We start from the raw sequence: 22,694 nt of genomic DNA on the forward strand, positions 1-22,694 counted from the left end.
GATTGGGTAGAGGCCATCGCGAACAACGAGACGACTGATGATCGCTGAACGTTTCTCTAAGAGCAGTTCAATTAATCGATCGTCACGTCCGCAGGCCGACCGCGTCATGTCATCGACCTTGGATACCTTCGGGTGACGCCGTGGTGCCGGGCCGCCGTTTGTGTCCATGCCGCTACGGGACCGCCAGTCTCCTGCGGGTACACACAGGACGAAACCGGCGCCGGCCACCGAACGGTCCCGACAGATGGGATGCACGGAGCTGTCCTGCCAACAGCCGCGGACGCCGACCCGTCGCGGCACGCCCCGTGCCTCATCCGCGGTCGATTCTCCCCTAGGCTCAGGGCGTGCCCACCCTAGTCCGCCCGCCTTTGCGCCGCGTCATTGCCCTGAACGCGCGCACAGGTGTCCTGCTATTGCTCGTCTTCGGTGTCGTGAGAATCGCCCTCGTGTTGCAGGCCAACATGACCGGAAGCTATCAGGCCGTGAGTATCGTATTTCTGGCAATGATTGCCCTCCCGTGGGTGCTGCTGACTCGCGAGGGGCGACGGGACATCGGGTTGGTGCGTCCGTCGCGCTGGCGCTGGGTGATTCCGGCGGCTGCTGCGGGGGCCGCCTCGGCCGTTTTGGTCCACCTCATCGCCGCGATGCTGTGGGGTTCAACGATCTCAAGTCCTTTCGTCTACATCTCCCTGTCATACGCGAATGTCCCGGCGGTGCTGGAGGACGGCGACCGACTGGTGTTCTTCATCATCTTCGCCATCATTGGGATGCTGTTCAGCCCGGTCGGCGAAGAGATCCTGTATCGCGGCCTCGCGCACGAGGCGCTAGCCAACCGTTGGGGCAACCGAGGAGCGGCGCTCATCGACGCTGGCGCGTTCGCGGTCACTCACCTCGCGCATTTCGGTCTCGTCTTCGTCGCTGGAGCCTGGGCGTTCCTGCCGCTTCCCGCTGTGTTCTGGTTCGCCGCAATGTTCCTGGCGTCCCTGACGTTTTACGGTTTCCGTAAGTTGACCGGCTCGTTGGTGGGTGCGATCGTCGCCCACGCGGGTTTCAACCTCGCGATGAACTGGGTGATCTTCTACCTGGTGCTGGTGTAAGACCCGAAACCCAGACCTGCTCGGCACACGTCTGTGTCGGCCTGTTCGGCTTGCGCCCGCGGACGTGCGGCCGTCTCTGTGATGCGGACTCGGCCTATTCCGCCACGATGACGTCGTATCCCGCTTCGGTGAGGCTTCGGCGCTGTTCTGTGGTGGCGGCGGAATCCGTGATTACGGTTGAAAAAGCGCCACGCTGGCCAATCGCCGCGAATGCTCGCTGGCCGATCTTCGATGCGTCCGCAACGATCACCGGATGTGTCGCCCGGGATGCCATCAGCGCGTTCACCGCTGCCTCGCGTTCGTCGTGCGACGTGGGGCCCACCAAAGCGTCGACGCCGTTCACGCCGATAAACGCGAGATCGAGGGTGATGCTGCTCAGCACCGTGTCGGTGTAGGCGCCCACCAGCTCGAAGGAGCGCGCGTGCACGACCCCGCCTGTCACCACCGTCTTGATCTGGGGCCGCATCGCGAGCTGCATGGCGATGTTGAGGGCGTTCGTGACCACGGTGAGGCCGGGATCGGGCGAGGGTGCCATGATGTCCGCCCGCGCCATGAGCGCCTCAGCAATAGCGGTGGCCGTCGTGCCGCCGCAGAGACCGATGACGGCCCCGCGCGGGACGAGCTCACTTGCGGCTCGAGCGATTGCAGTCTTGGCCAGCGCGTTCTGCTGGTTCTTGTATCTGATCGGGAGGTCGTAGGCGACCGAATGGGCGGACGCACCACCGCGGGTGCGGGTGAGCAGCTGCTGATGCGCGAGCGCGTCGAGATCGCGGCGCGCAGTCGCGGGTGAGATTCCGAGGCGGTCGACGATGGTGTCCACCTCGATCTGTCCGCTCTCCGCGAGCAGGTCGAGGACGACACTGAGGCGATCTTCCCTATTCATTCGCCTGCCCGATGTGACTGGTCGGATGATTCGTCGAGTCGGTGTCGGCCGTTTGGGCGAAGAGCACGAGCAGGCGTGCGGCCTCGTCGCGCACGGCGGTGCGGCCGATGGCGATGTATTTCCGGGAGTCCACGACATCCGGGTTGGCGGTGAGGTAGGTGCGGATCGCACGGGTGAATTGCGCGTTCAGGTGGGTCGAGACATTGACCTTTGTCAGCCCCGCCCGGATGCCACGCACGATCGTCTCGTCGGAAACGCCCGACGACCCATGCAACACGAGCGGCACCGGCACAACACCCGCAAGCCGGGAGACGAGTTCGAGATCGATTGACGCGGTGCGCTCGGTCATGGCATGGGAGGATCCGACCGCGACGGCGAGAGCGCCCACCCCGGTTTCGTCGACGAAGCGGGCTGCCTCGTCCGGATCCGTGCGCACGCCTGGCGCGTGGGCGCCGTCCTTGCCGCCGATCTCGCCGAGCTCCGCCTCCACGAGCACGCCCGCCGTTTCGGCATAGGCGACGACCCGCCGCGTGGTCGCGACGTTCTCGGCGAAGTCGAGCTTCGCCCCGTCATACATCACGGAGCCGAAACCCCTGTCGATCGCCCGGAAGGCAAGCTCCGGGTCTTCGGCGTGGTCAAGGTGCACCGCGATATCGGCGGTCGACGCCTCGGCGATAGCGAGGGTTGCGGCGGCGATCGGCTCGAAAGTGCCGTGGTAGTGGATGGCGTTCTCGGACAGTTGCAGGATCACGGGCAGCCCGGCCTCCTCGGCCGCCGCGGCTAGCGCCTCCGCCGTTTCGAGGTGGAGCACGTTGAACGCGCCAACGCCGCGGCCTGCGCGTCGCGCCGCGTCGAGGATCGATCGGGTAAAAACGAGTGTCATGGCAGATCCTTCATTGTGGTGACGAGCATCTCATCAGCCAGGGCGGCGGTTTGGTCGGAGAGGTCGCCGGCGAGCGCGAGCTGCTCGGCGAGGGAGCGGACGGCATCGTCCCAGACCTGGCGAGCGAGGGCGTCGCCGGATTCCGCCGCCGCGAGCACTTCACGCGCGCCGGGAACGATGATGCCCATGCCGCCGAGTACCGCCGGGCGATCGCTCGACGAGCCCAGGAACACTGACCCCCGCTGCGATGGGATGCACGTCCGGCACCTCATCGAGGTGCGCGCGTCCGAGAGCGGCGAGCGAGGCCACTATCGATCCTGCCGGATCCGATCCGCCGTGCGGCGTCGGGGTGCGCCGGAGCCCGATCACACGGCCGTGGCGGTCGATGAGTGCCGACTTGGTGTCGGTGCCGCCGACGTCGAAGGCGAGCACCGCCTCGCCTGGCCCCAGATTCGTGACATCCATCAGGCGTCGAGCACAACCGATCGGGTGAGGTTCCGCGGCGCGTCGGGGTTGAGTCCCTTAGCCACGGCCCGGGCGAGTGCCACTCGCTGTGCCCGCACGAGCTCGGCCATCGCGTCGAGGCGGCCGGCTTCGAATCGTGCACCGGTGACGGCAATGTCTTCGGCGAGCCCTGACGGCGCCTCTCCGAAGTGCCAGGTCACACGATTGGGCGCGGCGATCGAGATCGGTCCGTGCCGGTACTCCATGGCCGGATACGACTCCGTCCACGATTGCGAAGCCTCGCGCATCTTCAGGGCGGCTTCGTGGGCCAGGCCAACCGACCAACCACGGCCGAGGAAGGTGTACTGTTCGGCGTCGACGATTTCAGGGTCGAGCTCTTCAGCGAGAGCCCGCTCGGCATCCGCGATCGCTCCGTCGAGCTCTTCGCCCAGTGAAGCACGGAACAGTGCAAGGGCGGTCGTCGCGAATCGAGTCTGCACGACCGACTGCTCGTCGGCGAACGGGAGAGTCACCGCCTCATCGACGAGATCAACGAGCGGCGATGACGCGTCCCCGATGACACCGATCGTGCGCACCCGTCCGCGAAGCCGTTCGACGAGCTCGAGGACCTCGGTTGTTGTGCCGGATCGAGTCAGGGCAACGACGGCGTCATATCCGCGATCGATGAATGCTTCGGATGCCGTGAACGCGTCAGTCTCACCGTGCCCGCCCGTCTCGCGCAGCCACGCATAGGACTGTGCCATGAACCAGGACGTGCCACAGCCGACGACAGCGATGCGGGCGCCACGGCTCGGCAGCAGCGCCTGCTCACTCGTGAGCGTGGCCGCTCGTGCCCAGGTTTCAGGCTGGGAGGCGAGCTCCTGCGCCATGTGCGCAGCGGGGGCGGGGGCTGACTGGTTGATCACGTGGCGGCTCCAGACGACGATGCAGAAGGTTCGTGCTCGGGGCGCGAACCGATGATGGACACATGATTGCAGATGAGCGGTAGATCCACCTAACGATCACTTCGACGCGCTCTGGTTTGGTGATCATGGATAGGCCCGCCGGCCGCACCACGTCGCCGATCGAGCCGTGTATGAAGCCGTTGCTCCTCGCTAATCGGACGGGAAGAGGCGTTGGGGAGGAGGGTTGCTGTCGAGAACGTTGACCGAGATCAAGGTGACACCCAGATCGCATACTCTCCTCAGTAACCCGTGAAGGGCAGCTTGATCGAGTACCGGGCCGGTGAGGGTTGTTGTCCCATCGGTTTCGTTGGTCAGGGTAAAACCTTCGAACCAGTCGCTCCATCTCTGGTCAAGCTGCCCCACGAGACGAATCTCATATCGGCCAGGGTCGGCGGCCCGGGTCATTTGTTGTGCGTTCATATGCTGGTCCGCCGTCCTTGGAATCCGCTCCAGGGTTCAGACGGCGGCAGTTGGGTCGAGGTTGGATTGGTTCTTGGTGAGGATGGGCGCGGCGGCGGTCTTCTTGTGGTTCGTCCAGAGCGAGTAGCCCAGCCAGATCAAAGCGAGTCCCATGGGAATGGCGGCGATTCGTTCGAGGGCGTGGGGAAGCAGCGCGCCGGCCACTGGAGTGATGGCGGCGGCGGCGATCAGCAGGATGCCGCCTCCGCGTGAGAGTACCCGCGCGCGGATGATGGCAATACCGAGCAGCAGGGCGCCACCGACGTAGAGCACGGCCCCGACAAGGGGGAGTGCGGCGAGAAGGCCCAGGTCCGTCTCGGCCGGGTATCGGCCGAACAGACCGACGAAGTCCACGGCGAGCTGTGGAGCGTCGGCAACGAGCAGAGGTGCGATGAAAGCTTCGGCGAAGTTGAAGGCCGCCTGCAGGATGAAGAAGAACCCGAACATCAGGGAGCCGATCAGTCCGAGCACTCCGACCTGCCGAACCTGTCGAAGGTAGATGCCGGAGAGGCCGATGATCCCGAGGACGGCCATGCCGAAGCTGAGGATGTGGACGGTCACCCAGGTTTGGGTGGACAGCGACGCAACCACGTCGGGTGGGTGGATGAATTGGATGACGATGTAGATCAGTCCTGAGAGGGCGGCGGCAACGGCGGCCGCTCGGGTGAGGGTGGAACTGGTGATGCTCATGATGGCTCCGATGTTCTGAGTTGCCCCGGGCGATCGCCTGAGGACGAACCGAATCTACGACGACACATGGTGACGCGGCATCACCACACCGGGTCATGGTGTGGTGATTATGTGGGAGCCTGTTCAGATCAGTCCCAGCATTTCAGCGCGCCGCACGGCCCCGGGGCGGCTCGTCACATCGAGCTTGGAGAAAATGTGTTTCGTGTGGGTGCGCATGGTGTTCAGAGACACGTAGAGTTCGCGGGCGATTTCCGGGCCCGTCATCTCGGTTGCGAGGAGTCTCAGCACGTGGAGCTCGCGCTCGCTCAGGGCGTCCGCTATGGGTCGCTCTATCTGATCTGTCCCTTCGGTTTGACGGAGTGCCTGGCTGAGCCGGCGAACGTAGTCAGGGCGGATGCTTCCTCCTGCGGCCGCACGGAGCAGCCGCAGCATCGGTGGGCCCTCGTCGATGAAGAGCCGGACATAGCCTTCGGGCTCTGCCTGAACGAGAGCACGTTCCAGCGGTCCGATCGCCAGCGCGGTTTGGCCTTGCGCTTCCAGTGCGAGCGATTGAAGGACAAGGATCTCGTTGACGGCACCGGTTCGCCCACCAGTCTCCGCGGCGACGAGGAGTCGACCCAGCAGTGCGGTCGCCTCCTGCATCGCGCCAGATGCATGGTCGGCTCGGTGTTGCGTGATCAGCACTCTTGCCAGGGTGATGTGCCCGAATTCGTTGAGGTAGCTCAGCTCGTCTGTGCTGGATAGGCCTTGTTCTTCCACCCAGGTCAGTGCATCGGACAAACGTCCTTGTGCAATCCGCACGCGCGCCTTCATGGCTCCGATGGGGCTCACCTCCGGGAAGAAGCCACGCCGGTAGTGGTGCTCCGCCTCCGTGAGCAGGTCGAAGGCGGCGTCGAACTGGCCTTCCGCCACCCGAACTTTCGCCATCGCGATAAACCATCGGTAACGGTGCTCGTGAGAGAACGCGCCTTCCCCCAGCGCCTCGCTGGCGGCCAGGTGTTCTTTTGCAACGGAGAGTTGGTCGCGCTCCCGGAACACATCACTGATTCCAGCGTTGAGGTCCGCGGTCGGTTCCCCACCATTACCGAGCTCGATCGCCTCACGCAGCGCTTCCTCATATGCTCGTTGGGTTTCCCGGAGGCGCCCCAGCGGCGCCAGCATATCCGCGATCACCATCGTCGTGCTGAGTGCGTCCGTCAGGTTTCCAGCCCGGCGCAAGCTCGAGCTGCTTTCCTCGAATGCCCTCAGGCCGGCCTCGAGGTCTCCACGTGCCCAGGACGCAATTCCCAGCAGGCCGGCCGCGGCACCGTGCCCAAGGTCATCGTCGGGCCTCGAAAGATCCATTGCTTTCTGAGCCTGTTCGTTCGTCCCACTCAGATCTCCCTTGGCCAGAGCTACGGCGGCGCGGTAGAGGGCTATGGTCACGGGGAGGTTATGCAGTTCCTCGCTGGACTCTGAATCATGCGCAGGCTTCCCCTCGTCGCTGATGGCGGACAGCACCCGTTCTGCGTCCGTCAGCTGAGGTTCGACGGCGTCCACATCGCCCGCAACAAGTGAAGACCACGCGGCGAAGACACCGAGCACAGGCCTTCGCGCGATGCTGTCCTTGGGCAACATGGTGAGCCACCTGAGGAGCGTAACGTCGTGCCTGCTCTTTCGGATGCTCGGGATAGTTGCCTCGATCAGCCGAGCTGCTCGCTGGAAGTCCGAGGCAGCGAATGCATGGCGTACTGCTTCCTCGGGCAACCGGTTGATCTCGAACCACCCGCTGGCGCGGCTATGGAGAGCTGAAACGTGCTCCGGGCCCTGCGCGAGTAGCCGTGAACGGAGTACATCGGCGAAGAGGTGGTGATACCGATACCACTCACGTCGGTCATCCAGTGGAACGACGAAGAGGTTGGCCCGTTCGAGGTACTCGAGCATTTCGCTACCTCCGCTATGCCCGGTGACCGCGTCACACAATGGGCCGCTGAGTCGCTCGAGAACGGCGGTCTGGCCGAGGAACTCACGGACAGATTGTGGCGCCCGTTGCAGAACCTCTTCGATGAGGTAGTCGATGATGAAGCGGTTGCTGCCGGTGAAGGCTGCGATGAAACCGGCGACGTCGGAATGCTCTCGCATGGACAGAGCGGCGAGCTGAAGACCGGCGACCCAGCCCTCCGTGCGCGTTTCCAGCGCAGCGACGTCCTCGTGCGAAAGCGACAACCCCATCACTTCGTTGAGAAATGCTGCTGCCTCGTCGGGTGTGAAACGCAGGTCGACCGCTCGCAACTCCGTCAGTTCGCCCCGGGCGCGCAGTCGGGCCACCGGAAGAAGCGGATCAGAGCGGCTCGAGATTGCGACGTGCAATGTGGATGGCAGATGATCCAGCAGGAAGGTGACCGCGTCGCGGACCGTCGCTTCTTCGATGAGCTGGAAATCGTCCAGAACCAGGATGACGTCGTTCGAGCTGCGGATGATGTCGTTGATCAACGCCGTCAGGGTCGCCTCGACGGACAGCTGGGTGTTGCTGTCGTCTGAACCGACATCCGGATCGGCCTGGTGAAGGGAGGCGGTGAGGTAGGTGAGGAACCGGACTGGGTCGTTGTCGCTTTCATCGAGCGACAACCAGGCCACTCTCACCTGAGGATCCCGTTGGCGCGTCTGGGCGACCCATTCGCTGAAGAGGGTGGTTTTGCCGAATCCGGCTGGAGCGGAGATGAGGGTGAGTTTCCGACCCGCGCGAATTCCCTCGTCCAGCTGATCGATGAGGCGGGGACGGCGGACAGCTTGGGGGCGCGGCGGAGGTACGAAGACTTTCGTAGCCAGGACTGGCATCGCCATGTCTTCAGTCTAGGGCGGGCGTGTGTACTCGTTCATCGATTCGAGGCCGTGCTCGATTGACGATCTCTAGGGCACGGGGCGCACGCGCCGTGTTGAGTCTCGTCTGCGGGTATGCCGTGCGGGACGAGCGCTGGACCGGAACCCGGGGCGCGACGTGCGACGCCTTCCGACCTCAACAAAGATGGAGTCCGCGCTCAGGACGGAGCAAATCGTCGGCATCAGGGAACTTATGGAGCAATGGAGGGCCACACGCGATGACGGCCCGCGGCCCAACTATCTCTTCCACGTCCGCTAACCGCAGCCCAGGTGTGGTCACGGCCTGGTCGAAGTGCCTCATCAGGACTGCCTTCGTCGCTGGAAGGTTACGACAGGGCGCGTCGAACAACCCGGCGTGGTGCTGTCGATGGAACTCGGATCCCTGCCCTTCCAGCGTTCGCGGAGAAACAATAGCTGAGACAAGAGTCGAATATCCATGCGGATCCCTGTCGCAAACGAATCGGTCAGGCCCGATCCGGGCCATCGTATCCCTGTACGTCGATACTTCCAGGAGTTACCATTCGCATCAAAGGCCAGCGCGCCTGCGAAATGAGGAGCCCACCATGATGTGGGGAATGGGTTGGGATATGGGCTGGTCGTGGCTGTTCGGGCTGCTGCTGCTGGCCGGAATTGTGCTGCTAGTTGTGCTTGCCGTGCGCGTGTTCGGGGGAGAGAGCAGTCGTAGTGGGGGTCCTGGCGCAACTGGGCCGGCATCCGAACCAAGTCGCGCTCGCCAGATCCTCGACGAACGATACGTCAGAGGCGAGATGACGACCGAGCAATATCGGGAACAGATTCATGCACTCAGCGAGAACCCGTAGTGGAACCGATCAGTCGCCGCGGCGCGCTGACGCTGGGCGGGTTGGGTCTGGTCGGCATCGCGGTTGGTGGCGTCGGCTTGCTGTGGAGTTCGTCGTCAGCAAGAACCGCACAGCCTCTCGCCGGAGAAAAACTCCGAGAACCGCCAGAACTGCGCAGCGCGAACGGTCGGCTGCAGCTCCGCCTGGACGCAGCCCAAGGCACGGTCGAGATCGGCGGGCGCAGCGCCACCGCCTGGAGCTTTAACAGGGGTATACCAGGACCAACCCTCCGGCTGAAGGCGGGGGACTGGCTTGGTCTGACCCTGCACAACGGTCTTGACAAGCCAACAAACCTGCATGTGCACGGCCTGCATGTGTCGCCTGAGGGCAACGGCGACAATCCTTTCGTGATGGTGGAGCCGGGTGAGACCTTCGACTACGAGTATCAACTGCCTGCGGATCATCCGCCGGGGGTGTTCTGGTATCACCCACACCACCATGGCTTTGCCGCCGATCAAATTTTCGGCGGTCTCTATGGGGCGATTATCGTCGAGGATCCCGAGACCATCGAGGCAGTGAGGGAACGGGTGCTCGTAATCTCCGACATCACCGTAGACGGGCAGGGACACATCCCGTCCGTCTCTCCGATGGAGCAAATGATGGGCAGGGAGGGTGAACTCGTACTTGTCAACGGCCAAGTGAACCCCCGGCTGAGCGCTCGACCCAGCGAGCGCGAACGGTGGCGAATTGTCAACGCTTGCGTCTCCCGGTACCTGCGACTTCAGCTCGACGGTCAGCGGATGCAGCTCCTTGGTATCGACTCGGGCCGGTTCGCTACTCCCAGAACCGTGGAGGACATCGTGCTCACACCCGGTAACCGGGCGGACCTTTTGGTCACAATGGTCGACGGCACGGCGGTGCTCGAGACGCAGCCCTACAACAGGGGCAGTGCCGGGGCGATCATGGGTGGAAACGAACAGCCACGTTCAGGCACGGCCGCCGGCCGAGCCCGGTTGGCGACCTTGACCGTAACGGGCGAGTCGGTGGCGGCAGTACCTGAGGTCCCGGTTCAGCCGACGCCTCGAGACCTTCGCGGCTCGGCCGTCACAGCCCGGCGAGAACTCACCTTGGCTATGGGCATGGGGGGAATGGGGTCGGGCGGCTTGATGAGCTTCACCATCAATGGCCAAGAATTCGACGGAGAGCGAGTCGACATCATGGTTGAAGCGGGCAGCGTCGAGGAATGGACCCTGACGAACACGAGTTCCATGGATCACCCGCTGCACCTGCATGTATGGCCGATGCAGGTCGTGGGAGCTGATGTTGGCGGGTCGGACCCAGCGATCTGGCGAGACGTCGTGAACGTGCCCGCGCGCGACCAGGTCCGGGTTCGGATTGCCTTCGACGACTTCAAGGGACGCTCCGTCTACCACTGCCACATCCTCGACCACGAAGACAACGGCATGATGGGCGTGATCGAGGCACGTTAGCTGCTTGCGCCCCCACTAAACCACCGATCCGATCGATATCTCCCGTTGGCGGGGGCGACGGGGTGCTCCCAATCCGATGGGGTGCCAGTGGTGAACGAATCGATCCATGGGCTATGCAGTAGTACGCACCATGGCCCCTGCAAACCTTCGCTGAGCCGGTTTGTCGCAAAAGGTTGTACCTGCAATCAAAAGGAGGTATATTAGTTGTAGCGACAATCGATTGCGGTTCTATTGAGAAGGAGAGATCACTTGACAACTGTCACCATATTCGGATCCGGCAACATGGGAACCGCTATCGCAGGCGTCGTTGCCGCCGGCGGCGCATCCGTCCAGCACATCGCATCCGCTGACGATGCCACCATCATGGGCGACGTCGTCGTTCTCGCCGTGCCCTACTCGGCACTCGTCCCGATCGCCGCGAAGTACGCCAGCCAACTCGACGGCAAGATCGTCGTCGACATCACCAACCCCGTTGACTTCCAGACCTTCGATTCACTCGTCGTCCCGGCAGGAGGCTCCGCGGCCGCCGAACTTGCCGAAGCGCTTCCGGCCTCGAAGGTTCTCAAAGCCTTCAACACCAATCTCGCCGCGACCCTGGCTTCGAAGAAGCTCGGCATGGTCGACACGACCGTTCTGATCGCTGGGGACGACGCTGATGCCAAGAGCACCCTCGCGGGCCTCGTCTCTGCAGGCGGCGTTAACGCCATCGACGCCGGATCGCTCCAGCGTGCCCACGAACTGGAAGCGATTGGGTTCCTTCAGCTCACCCTCGCTGCCGGCGAGAAGATCCGCTGGACCGGCGGCTTCGGCGTCATCAACTGAGCAGAAAGGGCAGCATCATGACTACGTCGACAGACAAACAAATTCTCGCCGCCGACACCTCGATGGGCGCCGTAACGCTCCGGGTAGGTGACCTGGAGAAGATGGCCGCCTACTACTCACGTGCCTTCTCCATGGAACCGCTCGAGGAGGTCAGCCGCGGCAAAGAGGTCCACCGGGTCCTCGGTCGCGGACAAACGCCACTGGTGAAGCTGGTTCACACTCCGAATCTACCCGGCGTGGATCGGCGCCAGGCTGGCCTGTTCCACACGGCGTTCCTCTTCGAGAGCCCGGAGAGTCTCGCTGCGACGGTCTATCGGTCCGCGCAGGAGCCATCCGGCAGTTTCGTCGGTTCGAGCGATCACCTCGTCAGTGAAGCGTTCTACTTCACCGACCCCGAAGGGAATGGTGTCGAACTGTACACGGACCGCGACCGGTCGCTGTGGATTCATGACGGCTCAGAGATCCGGATGACGACCAGCTTCCTCGACCCGAACACGTACCTGCAGAAGAACCTCACACAGAGCGCCCTCGATGCCGGCCCGACGCTTGCCGGAAAAGTCGGACACATACACCTCCAGGTCGGCGACGTGGACACGGCGAAAGCGTTCTATGTCGACGCCCTCGGCTTCGAGACGACCCAGACCGGATACCCCGGAGCCCTTTTCGCATCGGCCGGCGGCTACCACCACCACATCGCCATGAACATCTGGAACAGCCAGGGTGCCGGCCCTCGCGCAGCCAGTCTCGGCCTCGGCGACGTCGCCATCACTGCGTCGAGTGCCGACGATCTGGAGGCGTTGCAGGGCCGGTTGAAGAATCGGTCGATCCCATTCGGTTCCGACGGACGATCCGTCACCGTCACTGACCCTTGGGGCACGCGGGTCACCGTTGCCCTGTCCGATCTCACGACCGAGGAGCTGCTGGCTCGATGACTATGACTTCTCTGCACGCTGAGTTCAGCCCCGACTGGGCGTCAGGCATCGCCTCCGGTCCCGCGGTCGCCGTCCTGCTTCACGGCTACGGCTCCAATGAGCGCGACCTCGCCGGCCTTGCCCCCGCCTTGCGACTTGCGCTGCCGTGGGTGTCGCTTCGGGCACCAATCGCTCTCGGACATGGGGGAGCGGCGTGGTTCACCATCACGACTCCCGGCGACCCCGACGCCGAGCCGGTCGTCGAAGCCACCGACGCGATCTGGACGTGGATCGACTCTCACGTCCACCCGGACACGAAGGTCGTTCCGATCGGGTTCTCCCAGGGCGGCCTCATGGCCAGCCAACTGCTCCGCACCCGCCCGGAGCGGGTCGTCGCGCCCGTCATCCTCGGCGGGTTCGTCCTGGGTGCTCCGCAGCCTGGGGATGACCAGCTCACCGGCAATCGTCCCGCAGTGTTCTGGGGCCGCGGTGCCGAAGACCGCGTAATCACCGTCCCCGCCATCGACCGTACGGCCGAGTTCCTGCTGGGGCACAGCTCTCTCCTCGAGCGGGTCTACCCGGGCCTCGCTCACGGTATCAGCACCGCCGAACTCGATGACGTCCGCAACTTCCTCGTCATCCACGTCGGCTCCGACGCGGTGAACGAACCCGTGGCCCGTCGATGAGCACGGCCACCCCGTTCGAGATCGGGATCTTCACCTTCGGCGAACTCACCAAGGATGCCGACGGTAGACCGATCTCCGCGGCCCAGCGCCTGAGCGATGTACTCGAGTGGGCTCGCATGGCCGATCAGGCCGGCCTCGACGTTTTCGGCGTCGGTGAGCACCACCGGGACGACTTCGCCATCACGTCGCCTCAGATGGTCCTGTCGGCTGTCGCCGCTCAGACCAACCGGATCCGCTTGACGAGCACCGTCACTGTGCTCTCCAGCGCTGACCCGGTGCGGGTCTTCGAGGACTTCGCCACTCTCGACCTCCTGAGCCAGGGACGCGCGGAAATAACTGCCGGTCGTGGCGCTTACGTCGAATCGTTTCCCCTGTTCGGGCAGCCGCTTGACCGGTACGACGAATACTTTGACGACCGCCTGAACCTGCTCCTGCAGATCCGGGAGCAGAACCCGGTCACCTGGGCCGGAACGACCAGGGCTCCGTTGCACGAAGCAGGGATCTGGCCGCGCCCGATCCAGGACGATCTCCCAATCTGGATAGCCGTCGGCGGGACGCCCGGCTCGGTCGTCCGCGCCGCCACCAAAGGTCTTCCGCTCTATCTGGCGATCCTCGGCGAACCGGAGCGGTTCGCTCCCCTCGCAGATCTTTATCGACACACGGCTGAGGAGATGGGGAGGGAACCGCAGCGAATCGGGGTGACCTCGCACTTTTACACCGAACCGACGTCGCAGGGTGCCCGTAACACGTTCTTCCCGCACTATTCCTCGTACATCGGCCAGAACATGCCCCGCCCGGGCCGCCTCGATCGCCAAGCCCTCGAGGCTTGGGCGGGCCCTCGCGGGGCCCTGTTCGCTGGCAGTCCGGCCGAGATCATCGATAAGATTCTGTGGGAACACGAAATCCTTGGCCACACGAGGTTCCTTGCGCAGGTGGGTCTAGGCGGCCTCTCGCAACGAGACACGCTCGCCTCCATCGAACTCCTCGCGACGGAGATTCTCCCCGCTGTGCGCGCCGCCACCCACGCCCTTGTCTGATCTGGGACGCCTCTCGTCCCCGGCCGACCTTTCCCCGGGGCAGCAGGAGCGCGAAACGGTCATCGAGGCGGAAAAGCTCGCGCCGGGGATGCCGGGATGGCGGCGTTTCGTATGGGCGCTCTTCCTGGCCGGGTTCGCGACATTCAATCTCGTGTTCGCGCCCCAGGCATTTCTTCCCGTGCTGTCCGCCGACCTGCGCGTGACTGCGGATATCGCGGCGGCTACGGTGTCAGCGACCGCGCTCGGGGTTGCCGCCGGTGTTCTGGGATGGGCGAGCATCTCGGACCGCATCGGCCGAGTGCGCGCCATGCAACTGTCCCTCGCCCTGGCCCTCCTGTTCGCGATACCCATCCCGTTCCTGCCGAACCTGGAAGCCGTGCTCGCGGTCCGGTTCGCGGAAGGTCTCGTCCTGGGCGCCGCGCCCGCCGTCGGCATGGCCTACATCGCCGAAAGAGTTCACGCACGCTCGGCCGCGTACGTCGCGGGAACTTTCGTCGCCGGGAACGCCATCGGCGGGATCGTCGGTCGACTCGTGTCAGGGTTCGCGGCAGACCTGGGCGGTTGGCGTCTCGCGTTCGCGACGACAACCATCATTTCTGCCCTGGTGATCGCCGCCTTCCTTATCGTCTCCAGGCGGCTGCGGAATCAGCGGGCGGCTCGCTCGGCCCCGACTGCGGTGGGGATGGCAGCAAACCTGCGTGACCCGTACATGCTGGCGGTCTACCTGCAGGGATTCCTGCTCATGGGTGCATTCGGAGTCATCTACAATTTTTTCGGATACTACCTCCAAGCGGAACCGTTCGCCCTTCCCGCCTCGACAACCAGCGCGCTGTTCATCGTCTACCTCGCCGGCACCCTCGCCTCTCAACGCTCCGGTGCCCTCGCCGCTCGAATCGGCACCACGCGAGCGCTGGTCGCAGGAAGCGTCGCGATGCTCGTGTCACTTCCGGTCATGGCGTCGAACCTTATCCCGGTCATGGTGGCAGGACTGGTGCTGTTCACCGTCGGCTGCTTCACCGCTCACCCCCTTGCCAGCGGACTCAGCGGCCGGTCGGCCCGCGTCGGCCGGGCGCAGAGCACCGCCCTCTACCAAATTGCCTGGCTCGGAGGAACGAGTCTGTTCGGGTGGATCGGTGGCATCGCCTACGCCTCTGGCGGATGGGCCGCGACCCTTGTGCTCGGCGCGCTCCTCTGCATCGCGGCCGCCGCGTCTGCCGCCATCGGCAGTACGGTATTCGCGAAACGTCGGACTCAAGGTGAGCAGGCCCCTGACCCCTCCCGGCCTTGAAGTTCCGAGGACGCACCCTCTACCACTGTCACATTCTCAACCACGAAGACAACGGCATAATGGGCGTCATCGAGGCGCGTCAGCCAGCAGCTTCCCTTGGAACGCCACCAGTCGATATTCCCCGGTTGGCGAGAGTCACGCGGTGATACCAGCCCCGGCGCACGCGCTGGCTGCGTCCTCCGCCTCGCGCCAAGGTTGCTCCTGGTCCTGCACGAGGGTTGTGCATGTATACCCCCACAGGGTATCGTCATACCCCGTGGGGGTACCGGCGTTCGGAAGGAAATGAGACGCTTTACGACCAGCTTGCGCATTGCGTTGCACAGGCAAGCGATCAGGGCGGCGCAACGCCTCTCCAGGGAAAAACCAGGACATCATCACTGAGGAGTACTGACCATGGGCACAACAAACACGACGAACGACCTCGGCCTGACGGACCTGAACAGCGGTTGCACGGGCGCAACGCACAGTGACAGCACTCACGAACACTCAGCAGCGCACTCGACGGCCGCCCACCGTGAGCACTACTTCGTCAACGGAATGACGTGCTCGCACTGCGTTACCAGCGTGACCGAAGAACTCTCCGCACTGCCCGGGGTCGAATCGGTCAAGGTACGGCTTAACGCAGGCGGCACCTCTCAGGTGATGGTGGAAAGTCGCACTGCGCTCGACGTCGATGTCGTCCGCGCTGCAGTGGACGAGGCTGGCTACGAACTGGCTGGCGAAGCAAAGTGAGTACGACGGATGTTGAACTTGACATCGGTGGGATGACTTGCGCATCTTGTGCTAACCGCATCGAACGAAAGCTTAACCGCGTTCCCGGAGTCGAGGCGTCCGTCAACTATGCGACAGAGAAAGCGCGCATCCGCGTGAATGCGGAGATCGACGCGGCGAGGCTGATTGCGGTCGTCGAAGCCACCGGTTACACGGCATCGGTTCCCGCACCTCCTCAAATGGGCACCCCGGCGAACGTCGAACCCGCTGCGACGGAAGCCTCCAGCCTCTTCCGACGTCTGCTGATCTCCGGGGCCCTTGCATTACCCGTCGCCGTCCTCTCGATGGTTCCAGCGTTGCAATTCACGAACTGGCAGTGGCTGGCACTGACGCTCGCCTCACCGGTTGCGGTCTGGGGTGCATGGCCGTTCCATCGTGCCGCGTGGATCAACGCCCGACACAGTGCAGCCACGATGGACACACTCATCAGCGTCGGAGTGATCGCCGCATACGGCTGGTCGCTGTATGCCCTGTTCTTCGGAATGGCTGGGATGCCGGGAATGACGATGAGCTTCACGCTCTTCGCTTCCCCCGGCACGGGTCAACACGAAATCTATCTCGAAGTCGCCGCCGCCCTCACCGTCTTCATTCTCGCTGGTCGTTACTTCGAAGCACGCGCGAAACGGGAATCCGGCGCAGCGCTTCGTGCCCTCCTCGAACTCGGCGCGAAGGAAGCAGTACTTCTCCGCGGTGGGCAAGAAACCCTCATTCCAGTGAGCTCCCTCACGGTCGGCGACCGGTTCGTCGTTCGCCCCGGCGAGAAGATCGCAACCGACGGGCTCGTTGTCGACGGTTCATCCGCTGTGGATATGAGCATGCTCACGGGAGAATCCATGCCCGTCGAAGTAGGGATCGACGACCGGGTCGTTGGAGCGACCGTCAACGTCGGCGGTCGCCTCACGGTCGAGGTCACGAAGGTCGGCGCGGACACGGAACTCGCGCGCCTGGGACGCCTGGTCGAAGAAGCACAAACCGGCAAAGCCGAGGTTCAGCGGCTGGCTGACCGGGTCTCAGGCATCTTCGTTCCCATCGTCATCGGGCTCTCGATACTGACCTTCGTCACCTGGCTCGTTGTCGGCGGGTCTCTGGAGTTCGCGTTCACAGCCGCCGTGGCCACGTTGATCATCGCCTGCCCATGTGCCCTCGGGCTGGCGACCCCGACCGCCCTTCTCGTCGGAACAGGTCGAGGCTCGCAGCTCGGAATCCTTATACGCGGGCCGCAAGTGCTCGAACAGACACGCCGAATCGACACAGTAGTCCTGGACAAGACCGGAACCGTCACAACGGGTCGTATGGCGCTCCTGTCAATGGTGTTGGCCGACGGTCAGGAAGAGAGCGAGCTACTTCGCCTCGCCGCATCCGCGGAGTCAGGCTCGGAGCACCCCATCGCTCGCGCGATCATCGATGACGCACACACCCGTGGGGTCGACGTCGATGCACCCGGGTCCTTCCTCTCCTACGCCGGACACGGTGTGCAAGCGATGGTCGGCAACCATCTCGTTCTCGCCGGCCGTGGCCCCTGGCTACAGACCGAGTGGGGAATCAAGATCCCTCACCCTCTCGCAGAAGCGATTACAGAGAGCGAAAATCACGGCAAGACGGCGGTCGTTGTGGCCTGGGACGGTGAGGCTCAAGGAGTTCTCTCCGTCGGCGACACGGTGAAGCCCACCAGCCGAGAAGCGGTGGAACTTCTCAGACGGCTCAATCTGACCCCCGTGCTCCTCACCGGCGACAACGACGGAGCGGCGCGCGCGGTCGCCGCGCAGGTCGGCGTGGCCGACGTGCGTTCCGGCATCACGCCGCAGGGCAAGCTGGCGGTAATTCGCCAATTGCAAGCCGATGGACACGTTGTCGCGATGGTCGGAGACGGCGTCAATGATGCCGCTGCGCTTGCCGCTGCAGACCTGGGCATCGCCATGGGCGCCGGGACCGACGCAGCCATCGCCGCTGCGGACATCACCGTCATGAGCGGGGACCTTACTGCTGTGGGCGACGCTATCCGCCTCTCCCGGCGAACACTCGGAATCATCAAAGGCAACCTGTTCTGGGCCTTCGCTTACAACGTTGCCGCTATCCCGATTGCGATGTTCGGCTTGCTGAATCCGCTCCTGGCGGGCGCGGCTATGGCGTTGTCATCCGTCTTCGTGGTTTCGAATAGTCTGCGGCTGCGATCGTTCAAAGCGTCCCGGCTCGTCACCCGCCGCGAAGACTCGGTGAACGGGCGCGCACGTGATTTAGCCCACCATCGTTGAGCCATGGACCCGGGACGGATGCAAGCTCATGAACCTTACAGGCGCTATCGCCACGAACCGGGTACCCTAGCGGGGTAACCGATAGGCCGATCCACAATCACGAGGAAGCGAGAGCGAGGTGCGGAAATCTGCGATGAGCCCTCTTCCGCTTGACCGTTTGTCGCCTTTCAACCGAATTTTAGTAGTCGCTCTCCTTCTTGGCGCAGTGCTCATCGGGCTTCTTGCCCTGCACTCCGTCAGCGGTGCACACGGGATCGAAGCTCTCTCATCGTCGACGACTCAATCTCACGCGGACGATGAGACCGCCCATCAGGCAGCGGCAACAGCCGGAGGAGCAGTGACCAGCTTCCAATCCGGTGCAATCACGCAGGATCCAACGGGTGACCAGGAGTGCGCTTCTGACTGCGCCTTGATGGCCATGATGTGCGTCCTACTACTCGTCCTCACTGCCCTCAAACTCCTGGCCAACCATCCCGACCTTCGCCGCCGTCTGATCGGAACATCGACGCGACCCATCGGCGCCGTCGCTGCCGCCAGGCAACACACATACCTTCCGTCATTGACCGTTCTATCCATCAGTCGCACCTAAGCCGAACCCTGTTCTCCCTGCTACTGCTGCTCTTCGGCGCCGTGGCACACAGTGTTCTCGACTTTGAATGGAATGTAACAATGATGAACCCCCGCAAATTTGTCATGGCCGCCGCCGCATTCGCCGCAGCGATCACGCTCAGCGCTTGCTCCACCGGTGGAAGCAGCGACACACCAGCCCCGGCCTCGAGCGCCAGTGCTGAAGCGACGTTCAACGACGCCGACGTCATATTCGCCCAGATGATGATTCCTCACCACGAGCAGGCCGTTGAGATGAGTGACATGCTCCTGGCCAAGGACGGTATCGCCGAGCAGGTCCGCAGCCTGGCGACCCAGATCAAGGACGCTCAACAGCCGGAGATCGACCAGCTCAATGAGTGGCTGGATGCCTGGGGCGCCGACGACAGCATGGGCGGCATGGATCATGGCATGGACGGCATGATGTCCGAGGATGACATGAAGACCCTCGAAGACGCGTCAGGTGACGACGCCAGCAAACTGTTCCTCGAACAGATGGTTGTGCACCACGAAGGCGCAGTCGAAATGGCTGAGACGGAAATCAACGACGGCGTGAACCCTGACGCAATCGAGATGGCTGAGACGATCGTCTCGACGCAGTCGGAAGAGATCAACGTCATGCACAACCTCCTCGGTTCCCTCTAACCTGGGTGGCTTGGGCGCGCGATCGCGCGTCCAATCGGGAGCCGGCTTTGGCTGTGGCTCCCCACTGGGTGGGGTCGTGTGCCCCTGCGACCCCACCCCTCTTATTTCCGCCAAATGGCGATGATCCTTAGGGACATAATGAACAACGAGATTCACTCTCCCGAACCAGTAGCACGCAGTTTCCCCACCCGACGTAGCCTGCGAGTTGAGGCCGCACGGCGACCGCCCGCTTCTCAAACGATACGGTCAGTGCCGCGCCAGACTCCCAAGCGAGTACTCCGCCCAGCCGGACCGCCAACACGAGCTCAGCGATACCGCGGTCTTCGGGTGGCCTTGACGATGGGTCTGATAGTCCCCGGCATCTTTGGCACGTTAGCCCTTCCGGCATTTGCTGTCCCCGGAGAGGAAGCGCCGACCCGGGTCAACGCCATGCTTAGCGGAGATGTCCAGAGCTTCACCGTTAGCTCCGCTGTTCTCAAGAACGACGTCATTCGGGACGGGTACTCGGCCACCACCGCTGAGGAGCTCGCAGCAGCAGCAGCGGCAGCTGCCGAGGCTGCCGCGGCGGCTCAGGCGGCATCAGCAAAGGCCGCCGATCAAGCGAAAGCCAGTGGGTCTGGACTCGGCTCTCGCGACGACGATTCGTCCGAGGTTTTCACAGGGGCCCCAGGGGGGTGGCAGCGACCGGTTTCCGGACCGATCTCGTCGCCGTATGGTCCGCGACGAATCATCTGCAGTGGAGGAGGGTGTTCCAACGGGTTCCACGACGGCGTCGACTTTAGCGAACCGTGCGGCACTCCTGTCCGCGCCGTTTCAGCCGGACGCGTCACGTTCGTCGGGAGCGCCGGTGCCTACGGGCAGCGAGTGATCGTAGACCATGGCGGCGGGGTTGAATCCATCTACGGGCACCTTCAATCCGGATCCTTCCGCGTGTCCGCGGGCGACCTGGTCGACGGCGGGACAACGGTGGCCGCAGTCGGCGCCACTGGAGTTGTCTCTGGCTGCCATTTGGACTTGAAGATCCGCATCGACGGGTCGTTCACCAACCCGACACCGTTTCTCCGCGCCCGCGGCGTTTCAATGTGACCGCTCCATCGCTGCCGTATCGTGCCTTGGCGATGGCTGAGGTCCTCCGCGCGAGATACTGCGAGGACCTCCTGACGAATCGGTCTTTCAACACTTATCCGCCGAACCCTCAAGGAGCAAACGAACTGATATGAATCCTGGAACAATCATCATGGACGGGCAACTGCTTCTCGCTATCCCACTCGCCCTCCTAGCCGGGCTCATATCGTTCGCATCACCCTGCATCCTCCCGTTAGTGCCCGGATACCTGGGATACGTCACCGGGACATCGGGCGAATCTGGAGGGCGGACTAGCGGTTCCGCCGTTTCGCTTACCCGATTGCGGCCTGTCGTCGGCACCCTGCTCTTCATCCTTGGGTTCTCGGTTGTTTTCGTCCTCATCTCTGCATTCGCGGGCACGATCGGAGCGGCCCTCATTCAGTGGCAGGAGCCGCTCACACGTTTGTCAGGGGTCGTCGTCCTCGTGATGGGATTGGTCTTCGTCGGACAGGTTTCCTGGTTTCAGCGGACGTTGAAGATTCCGATTCAGCCTCGAACCGGACTCGTCGGAGCGCCCATTCTGGGGATGATCTTCGCCATAGGTTGGACACCATGCTTCGGCCCGACCCTGATCGCAATCAGCGCTCTGAGCCTTCAAACCGGCTCTTCAGGACGCGGCGCGCTCCTCGGCCTTGTTTACTGCCTCGGTTTGGGCATCCCATTTCTCGCCCTCGCTCTTGGATTCAGCTGGGCGACGCGATCCGTGTCCCTTCTCCGACGTCACATCCGCGGCGTGAACGTTGCCGGAGGGGTGATGCTCATTCTTCTCGGCATCCTCATGATCAGCGGCGTATGGGGCATCATCATGTCCCGCTTGGGAGCAACTATCAACGGGTTCCTGCTCCCGCTCTAACACCATGCCGCAAGACCCCCTTCGAACCACAAAGGATCAGCATGACTCCTCACCACTATTCCCGTAGGCGATCGCGTGTATACGGAACACTCGCAACAGCGATGGCTGCCAGCGCTCTGCTGTCCGGGTGTGCCGGGACGAGCCAGGCCGCCTCGTTCGGCTCGTTCGGGCATGTCCATGCCATCGAAATGGACGTCCAAGCGGGTGTCCTTTACGTCGCATCGCACCACGGCGTCTGGGAAGTGGCTGTTCCTGACTCCGCCGGAGGATTCCCTCAGCACGGCTCCGTCGAGCCACGCCAGGTAGCGGACCGCGCGCAGGACACGATGGGCTTCACGATCACGGCCGACGGCGCCATGTTCGCATCCGGCCATCCCGACCCGGCCGAGTACCCTGATTTCAACCCGCCGAACCTCGGTCTGATTCGAAGCACCGATGGGGCAGAGACCTGGGACCACATTTCCCTGCAAGAAGAAGCGGACTTCCACGCGTTGGAAGCAGTAGCGCTGGACGATTCGAAATTCCGGATCTACGGCTATGACTCAACGGCAGGCATGCTACGAATCAGCGACGACACGGGTGAATCGTGGCGGGTGGGCGCCGACCTGGACGCGTTCGACCTCGCCAGCACCGTCGGTGAACCGGGTGTTCTGTACGCCACAACCCCGACTGGTCTTCAACGAAGCGTGGACGCCGGAATGACCTTCGCACCGTTCCACCCAGAGTCCACGCTAGCCCTCATCGAACCGTTGGCCTCAGGGCTTGTCGGCGTAGATTCCGCCGGCAAGATCTGGCACCAAGTCGGAGATTCTCTGACGAAAGGCGGCTCCGTGAACGGGCAGTTCGACGCGTTCGGTGCCTTCGAGAACGGCGACGACACCTGGCTGCTGATCAGCGATGAGTCAGGGATCGGCGTGAGCAAGGACTGGGGGGAAACCTGGACCAACGTCGTCGCGCGCTGATGACGGCTCAGGGCGTCGTCCAGTCCCATCGCGTTGAGTCGCAGGTTTCAGCAACATCTTCTACCAGTAAGCCCGCAAAGCCGGTGTTGCTACCACCTCTTATTTCCGCCAGAGTTCCCTCGCGAGAGGAGACTCGGTCTTTCAGACGTAGAACGAGGTGTGGGCC

General features: G+C 63.5%; 23 protein-coding genes. 15 read left to right on the plus strand and 8 right to left on the minus strand.

The genetic code is table 11. From position 1 onward, the window contains the following. The first annotated feature begins 344 nt into the window (after positions 1–344). Positions 345–1,097: a lysostaphin resistance A-like protein gene (locus tag ACLQ62_RS02885; protein WP_411720156.1), complete on the plus strand. Its 753-nt coding sequence runs from the start codon at positions 345–347 to the stop codon at positions 1,095–1,097. Positions 1,098–1,191: 94 nt separating this feature from the next. Here the strand turns inward: ACLQ62_RS02885 and ACLQ62_RS02890 are convergent, their stop codons facing one another. The 8 genes from ACLQ62_RS02890 to ACLQ62_RS02925 all read right to left on the minus strand — a co-directional run bounded on the left by ACLQ62_RS02890 (position 1,192) and on the right by ACLQ62_RS02925 (position 8,244). Next, positions 1,192–1,980, minus strand: a complete 789-nt coding sequence (locus ACLQ62_RS02890) for a DeoR/GlpR family DNA-binding transcription regulator (RefSeq protein ID WP_411720157.1) — start codon at positions 1,978–1,980, stop codon at positions 1,192–1,194. Next, positions 1,973–2,863 (minus strand): class II fructose-bisphosphate aldolase, encoded by an 891-nt coding sequence (locus tag ACLQ62_RS02895; protein WP_411720158.1) that lies wholly within the window; start codon positions 2,861–2,863, stop codon positions 1,973–1,975. Before ACLQ62_RS02895 ends, ACLQ62_RS02890 begins: the two co-directional genes overlap by 8 nt. After that, a complete protein-coding gene (locus ACLQ62_RS02900) occupies positions 2,860–3,051 on the minus strand; it encodes a hypothetical protein (RefSeq protein ID WP_411720159.1) in 192 nt (63 codons plus the stop codon). Before ACLQ62_RS02900 ends, ACLQ62_RS02895 begins: the two co-directional genes overlap by 4 nt. After that, entirely contained in the window at positions 3,023–3,328 is a 306-nt protein-coding gene (locus ACLQ62_RS02905; RefSeq protein ID WP_411720160.1) for a hypothetical protein, read from the minus strand. Before ACLQ62_RS02905 ends, ACLQ62_RS02900 begins: the two co-directional genes overlap by 29 nt. Continuing rightward, entirely contained in the window at positions 3,328–4,197 is an 870-nt protein-coding gene (locus tag ACLQ62_RS02910; protein WP_411720179.1) for an SIS domain-containing protein, read from the minus strand. The genes ACLQ62_RS02905 and ACLQ62_RS02910 overlap by 1 nt, the downstream gene beginning before the upstream one ends. A 225-nt stretch (positions 4,198–4,422) precedes the next feature. Then, positions 4,423–4,692, minus strand: coding sequence for a hypothetical protein (locus ACLQ62_RS02915; RefSeq protein ID WP_411720161.1), 270 nt, complete (start codon positions 4,690–4,692; stop codon positions 4,423–4,425). A 36-nt stretch (positions 4,693–4,728) separates the two neighbouring features. After that, positions 4,729–5,421 carry a hypothetical protein gene (locus tag ACLQ62_RS02920; protein ID WP_411720162.1) on the minus strand — a complete coding sequence of 231 codons (693 nt, stop codon included), beginning with the start codon at positions 5,419–5,421 and terminating at the stop codon, positions 4,729–4,731. 123 nt (positions 5,422–5,544) lie between these two features. Then, positions 5,545–8,244, minus strand: a complete 2,700-nt coding sequence (locus ACLQ62_RS02925) for a LuxR C-terminal-related transcriptional regulator (RefSeq protein WP_411720163.1) — start codon at positions 8,242–8,244, stop codon at positions 5,545–5,547. Between the two features lie 599 nt (positions 8,245–8,843). Here ACLQ62_RS02925 and ACLQ62_RS02930 point away from each other — a divergent pair. From ACLQ62_RS02930 to ACLQ62_RS02995, 14 genes are all read left to right on the plus strand, one after another. Next, positions 8,844–9,101, plus strand: coding sequence for an SHOCT domain-containing protein (locus tag ACLQ62_RS02930; RefSeq protein WP_411720164.1), 258 nt, complete (start codon positions 8,844–8,846; stop codon positions 9,099–9,101). Beyond that, entirely contained in the window at positions 9,101–10,570 is a 1,470-nt protein-coding gene (locus tag ACLQ62_RS02935; protein WP_411720165.1) for a multicopper oxidase family protein, read from the plus strand. Before ACLQ62_RS02930 ends, ACLQ62_RS02935 begins: the two co-directional genes overlap by 1 nt. A gap of 249 nt (positions 10,571–10,819) precedes the next feature. Then, positions 10,820–11,392: an NADPH-dependent F420 reductase gene (locus tag ACLQ62_RS02940; protein WP_411720166.1), complete on the plus strand. Its 573-nt coding sequence runs from the start codon at positions 10,820–10,822 to the stop codon at positions 11,390–11,392. Positions 11,393–11,409: 17 nt separating this feature from the next. After that, a complete protein-coding gene (locus ACLQ62_RS02945) occupies positions 11,410–12,324 on the plus strand; it encodes a VOC family protein (protein WP_411720167.1) in 915 nt (304 codons plus the stop codon). Further along, positions 12,321–12,989, plus strand: coding sequence for an alpha/beta hydrolase (locus tag ACLQ62_RS02950; RefSeq protein ID WP_411720168.1), 669 nt, complete (start codon positions 12,321–12,323; stop codon positions 12,987–12,989). Before ACLQ62_RS02945 ends, ACLQ62_RS02950 begins: the two co-directional genes overlap by 4 nt. Further along, a complete protein-coding gene (locus ACLQ62_RS02955) occupies positions 12,986–14,026 on the plus strand; it encodes an LLM class flavin-dependent oxidoreductase (RefSeq protein WP_411720169.1) in 1,041 nt (346 codons plus the stop codon). Before ACLQ62_RS02950 ends, ACLQ62_RS02955 begins: the two co-directional genes overlap by 4 nt. Next, complete coding sequence (locus tag ACLQ62_RS02960; protein ID WP_411720170.1) at positions 14,019–15,314, plus strand: MFS transporter; 1,296 nt, start codon at positions 14,019–14,021, stop codon at positions 15,312–15,314. Before ACLQ62_RS02955 ends, ACLQ62_RS02960 begins: the two co-directional genes overlap by 8 nt. Continuing rightward, positions 15,311–15,460, plus strand: a complete 150-nt coding sequence (locus tag ACLQ62_RS02965; protein WP_411720171.1) for a multicopper oxidase domain-containing protein — start codon at positions 15,311–15,313, stop codon at positions 15,458–15,460. Before ACLQ62_RS02960 ends, ACLQ62_RS02965 begins: the two co-directional genes overlap by 4 nt. A 247-nt stretch (positions 15,461–15,707) precedes the next feature. Continuing rightward, the gene (locus tag ACLQ62_RS02970) at positions 15,708–16,046 is read left to right on the plus strand and encodes a heavy-metal-associated domain-containing protein (protein ID WP_411720172.1); all 339 of its coding nucleotides are present in this window, start codon (positions 15,708–15,710) and stop codon (positions 16,044–16,046) included. Further along, a complete protein-coding gene (locus ACLQ62_RS02975; RefSeq protein WP_411720174.1) occupies positions 16,043–18,337 on the plus strand; it encodes a heavy metal translocating P-type ATPase in 2,295 nt (764 codons plus the stop codon). Before ACLQ62_RS02970 ends, ACLQ62_RS02975 begins: the two co-directional genes overlap by 4 nt. A 669-nt stretch (positions 18,338–19,006) precedes the next feature. Next, positions 19,007–19,588: a DUF305 domain-containing protein gene (locus tag ACLQ62_RS02980; protein WP_411720175.1), complete on the plus strand. Its 582-nt coding sequence runs from the start codon at positions 19,007–19,009 to the stop codon at positions 19,586–19,588. A gap of 327 nt (positions 19,589–19,915) precedes the next feature. Beyond that, positions 19,916–20,674, plus strand: coding sequence for a M23 family metallopeptidase (locus ACLQ62_RS02985; protein ID WP_411720176.1), 759 nt, complete (start codon positions 19,916–19,918; stop codon positions 20,672–20,674). 130 nt (positions 20,675–20,804) lie between these two features. Next, positions 20,805–21,566: a cytochrome c biogenesis CcdA family protein gene (locus ACLQ62_RS02990; RefSeq protein ID WP_411720177.1), complete on the plus strand. Its 762-nt coding sequence runs from the start codon at positions 20,805–20,807 to the stop codon at positions 21,564–21,566. A gap of 101 nt (positions 21,567–21,667) precedes the next feature. After that, entirely contained in the window at positions 21,668–22,528 is an 861-nt protein-coding gene (locus ACLQ62_RS02995; RefSeq protein WP_411720178.1) for a WD40/YVTN/BNR-like repeat-containing protein, read from the plus strand. The last annotated feature ends 166 nt before the right edge of the window (positions 22,529–22,694 follow it).

Source organism: Mycetocola sp., from assembly GCF_046716805.1.
GTDB lineage: Bacteria > Actinomycetota > Actinomycetes > Actinomycetales > Microbacteriaceae > Mycetocola_A.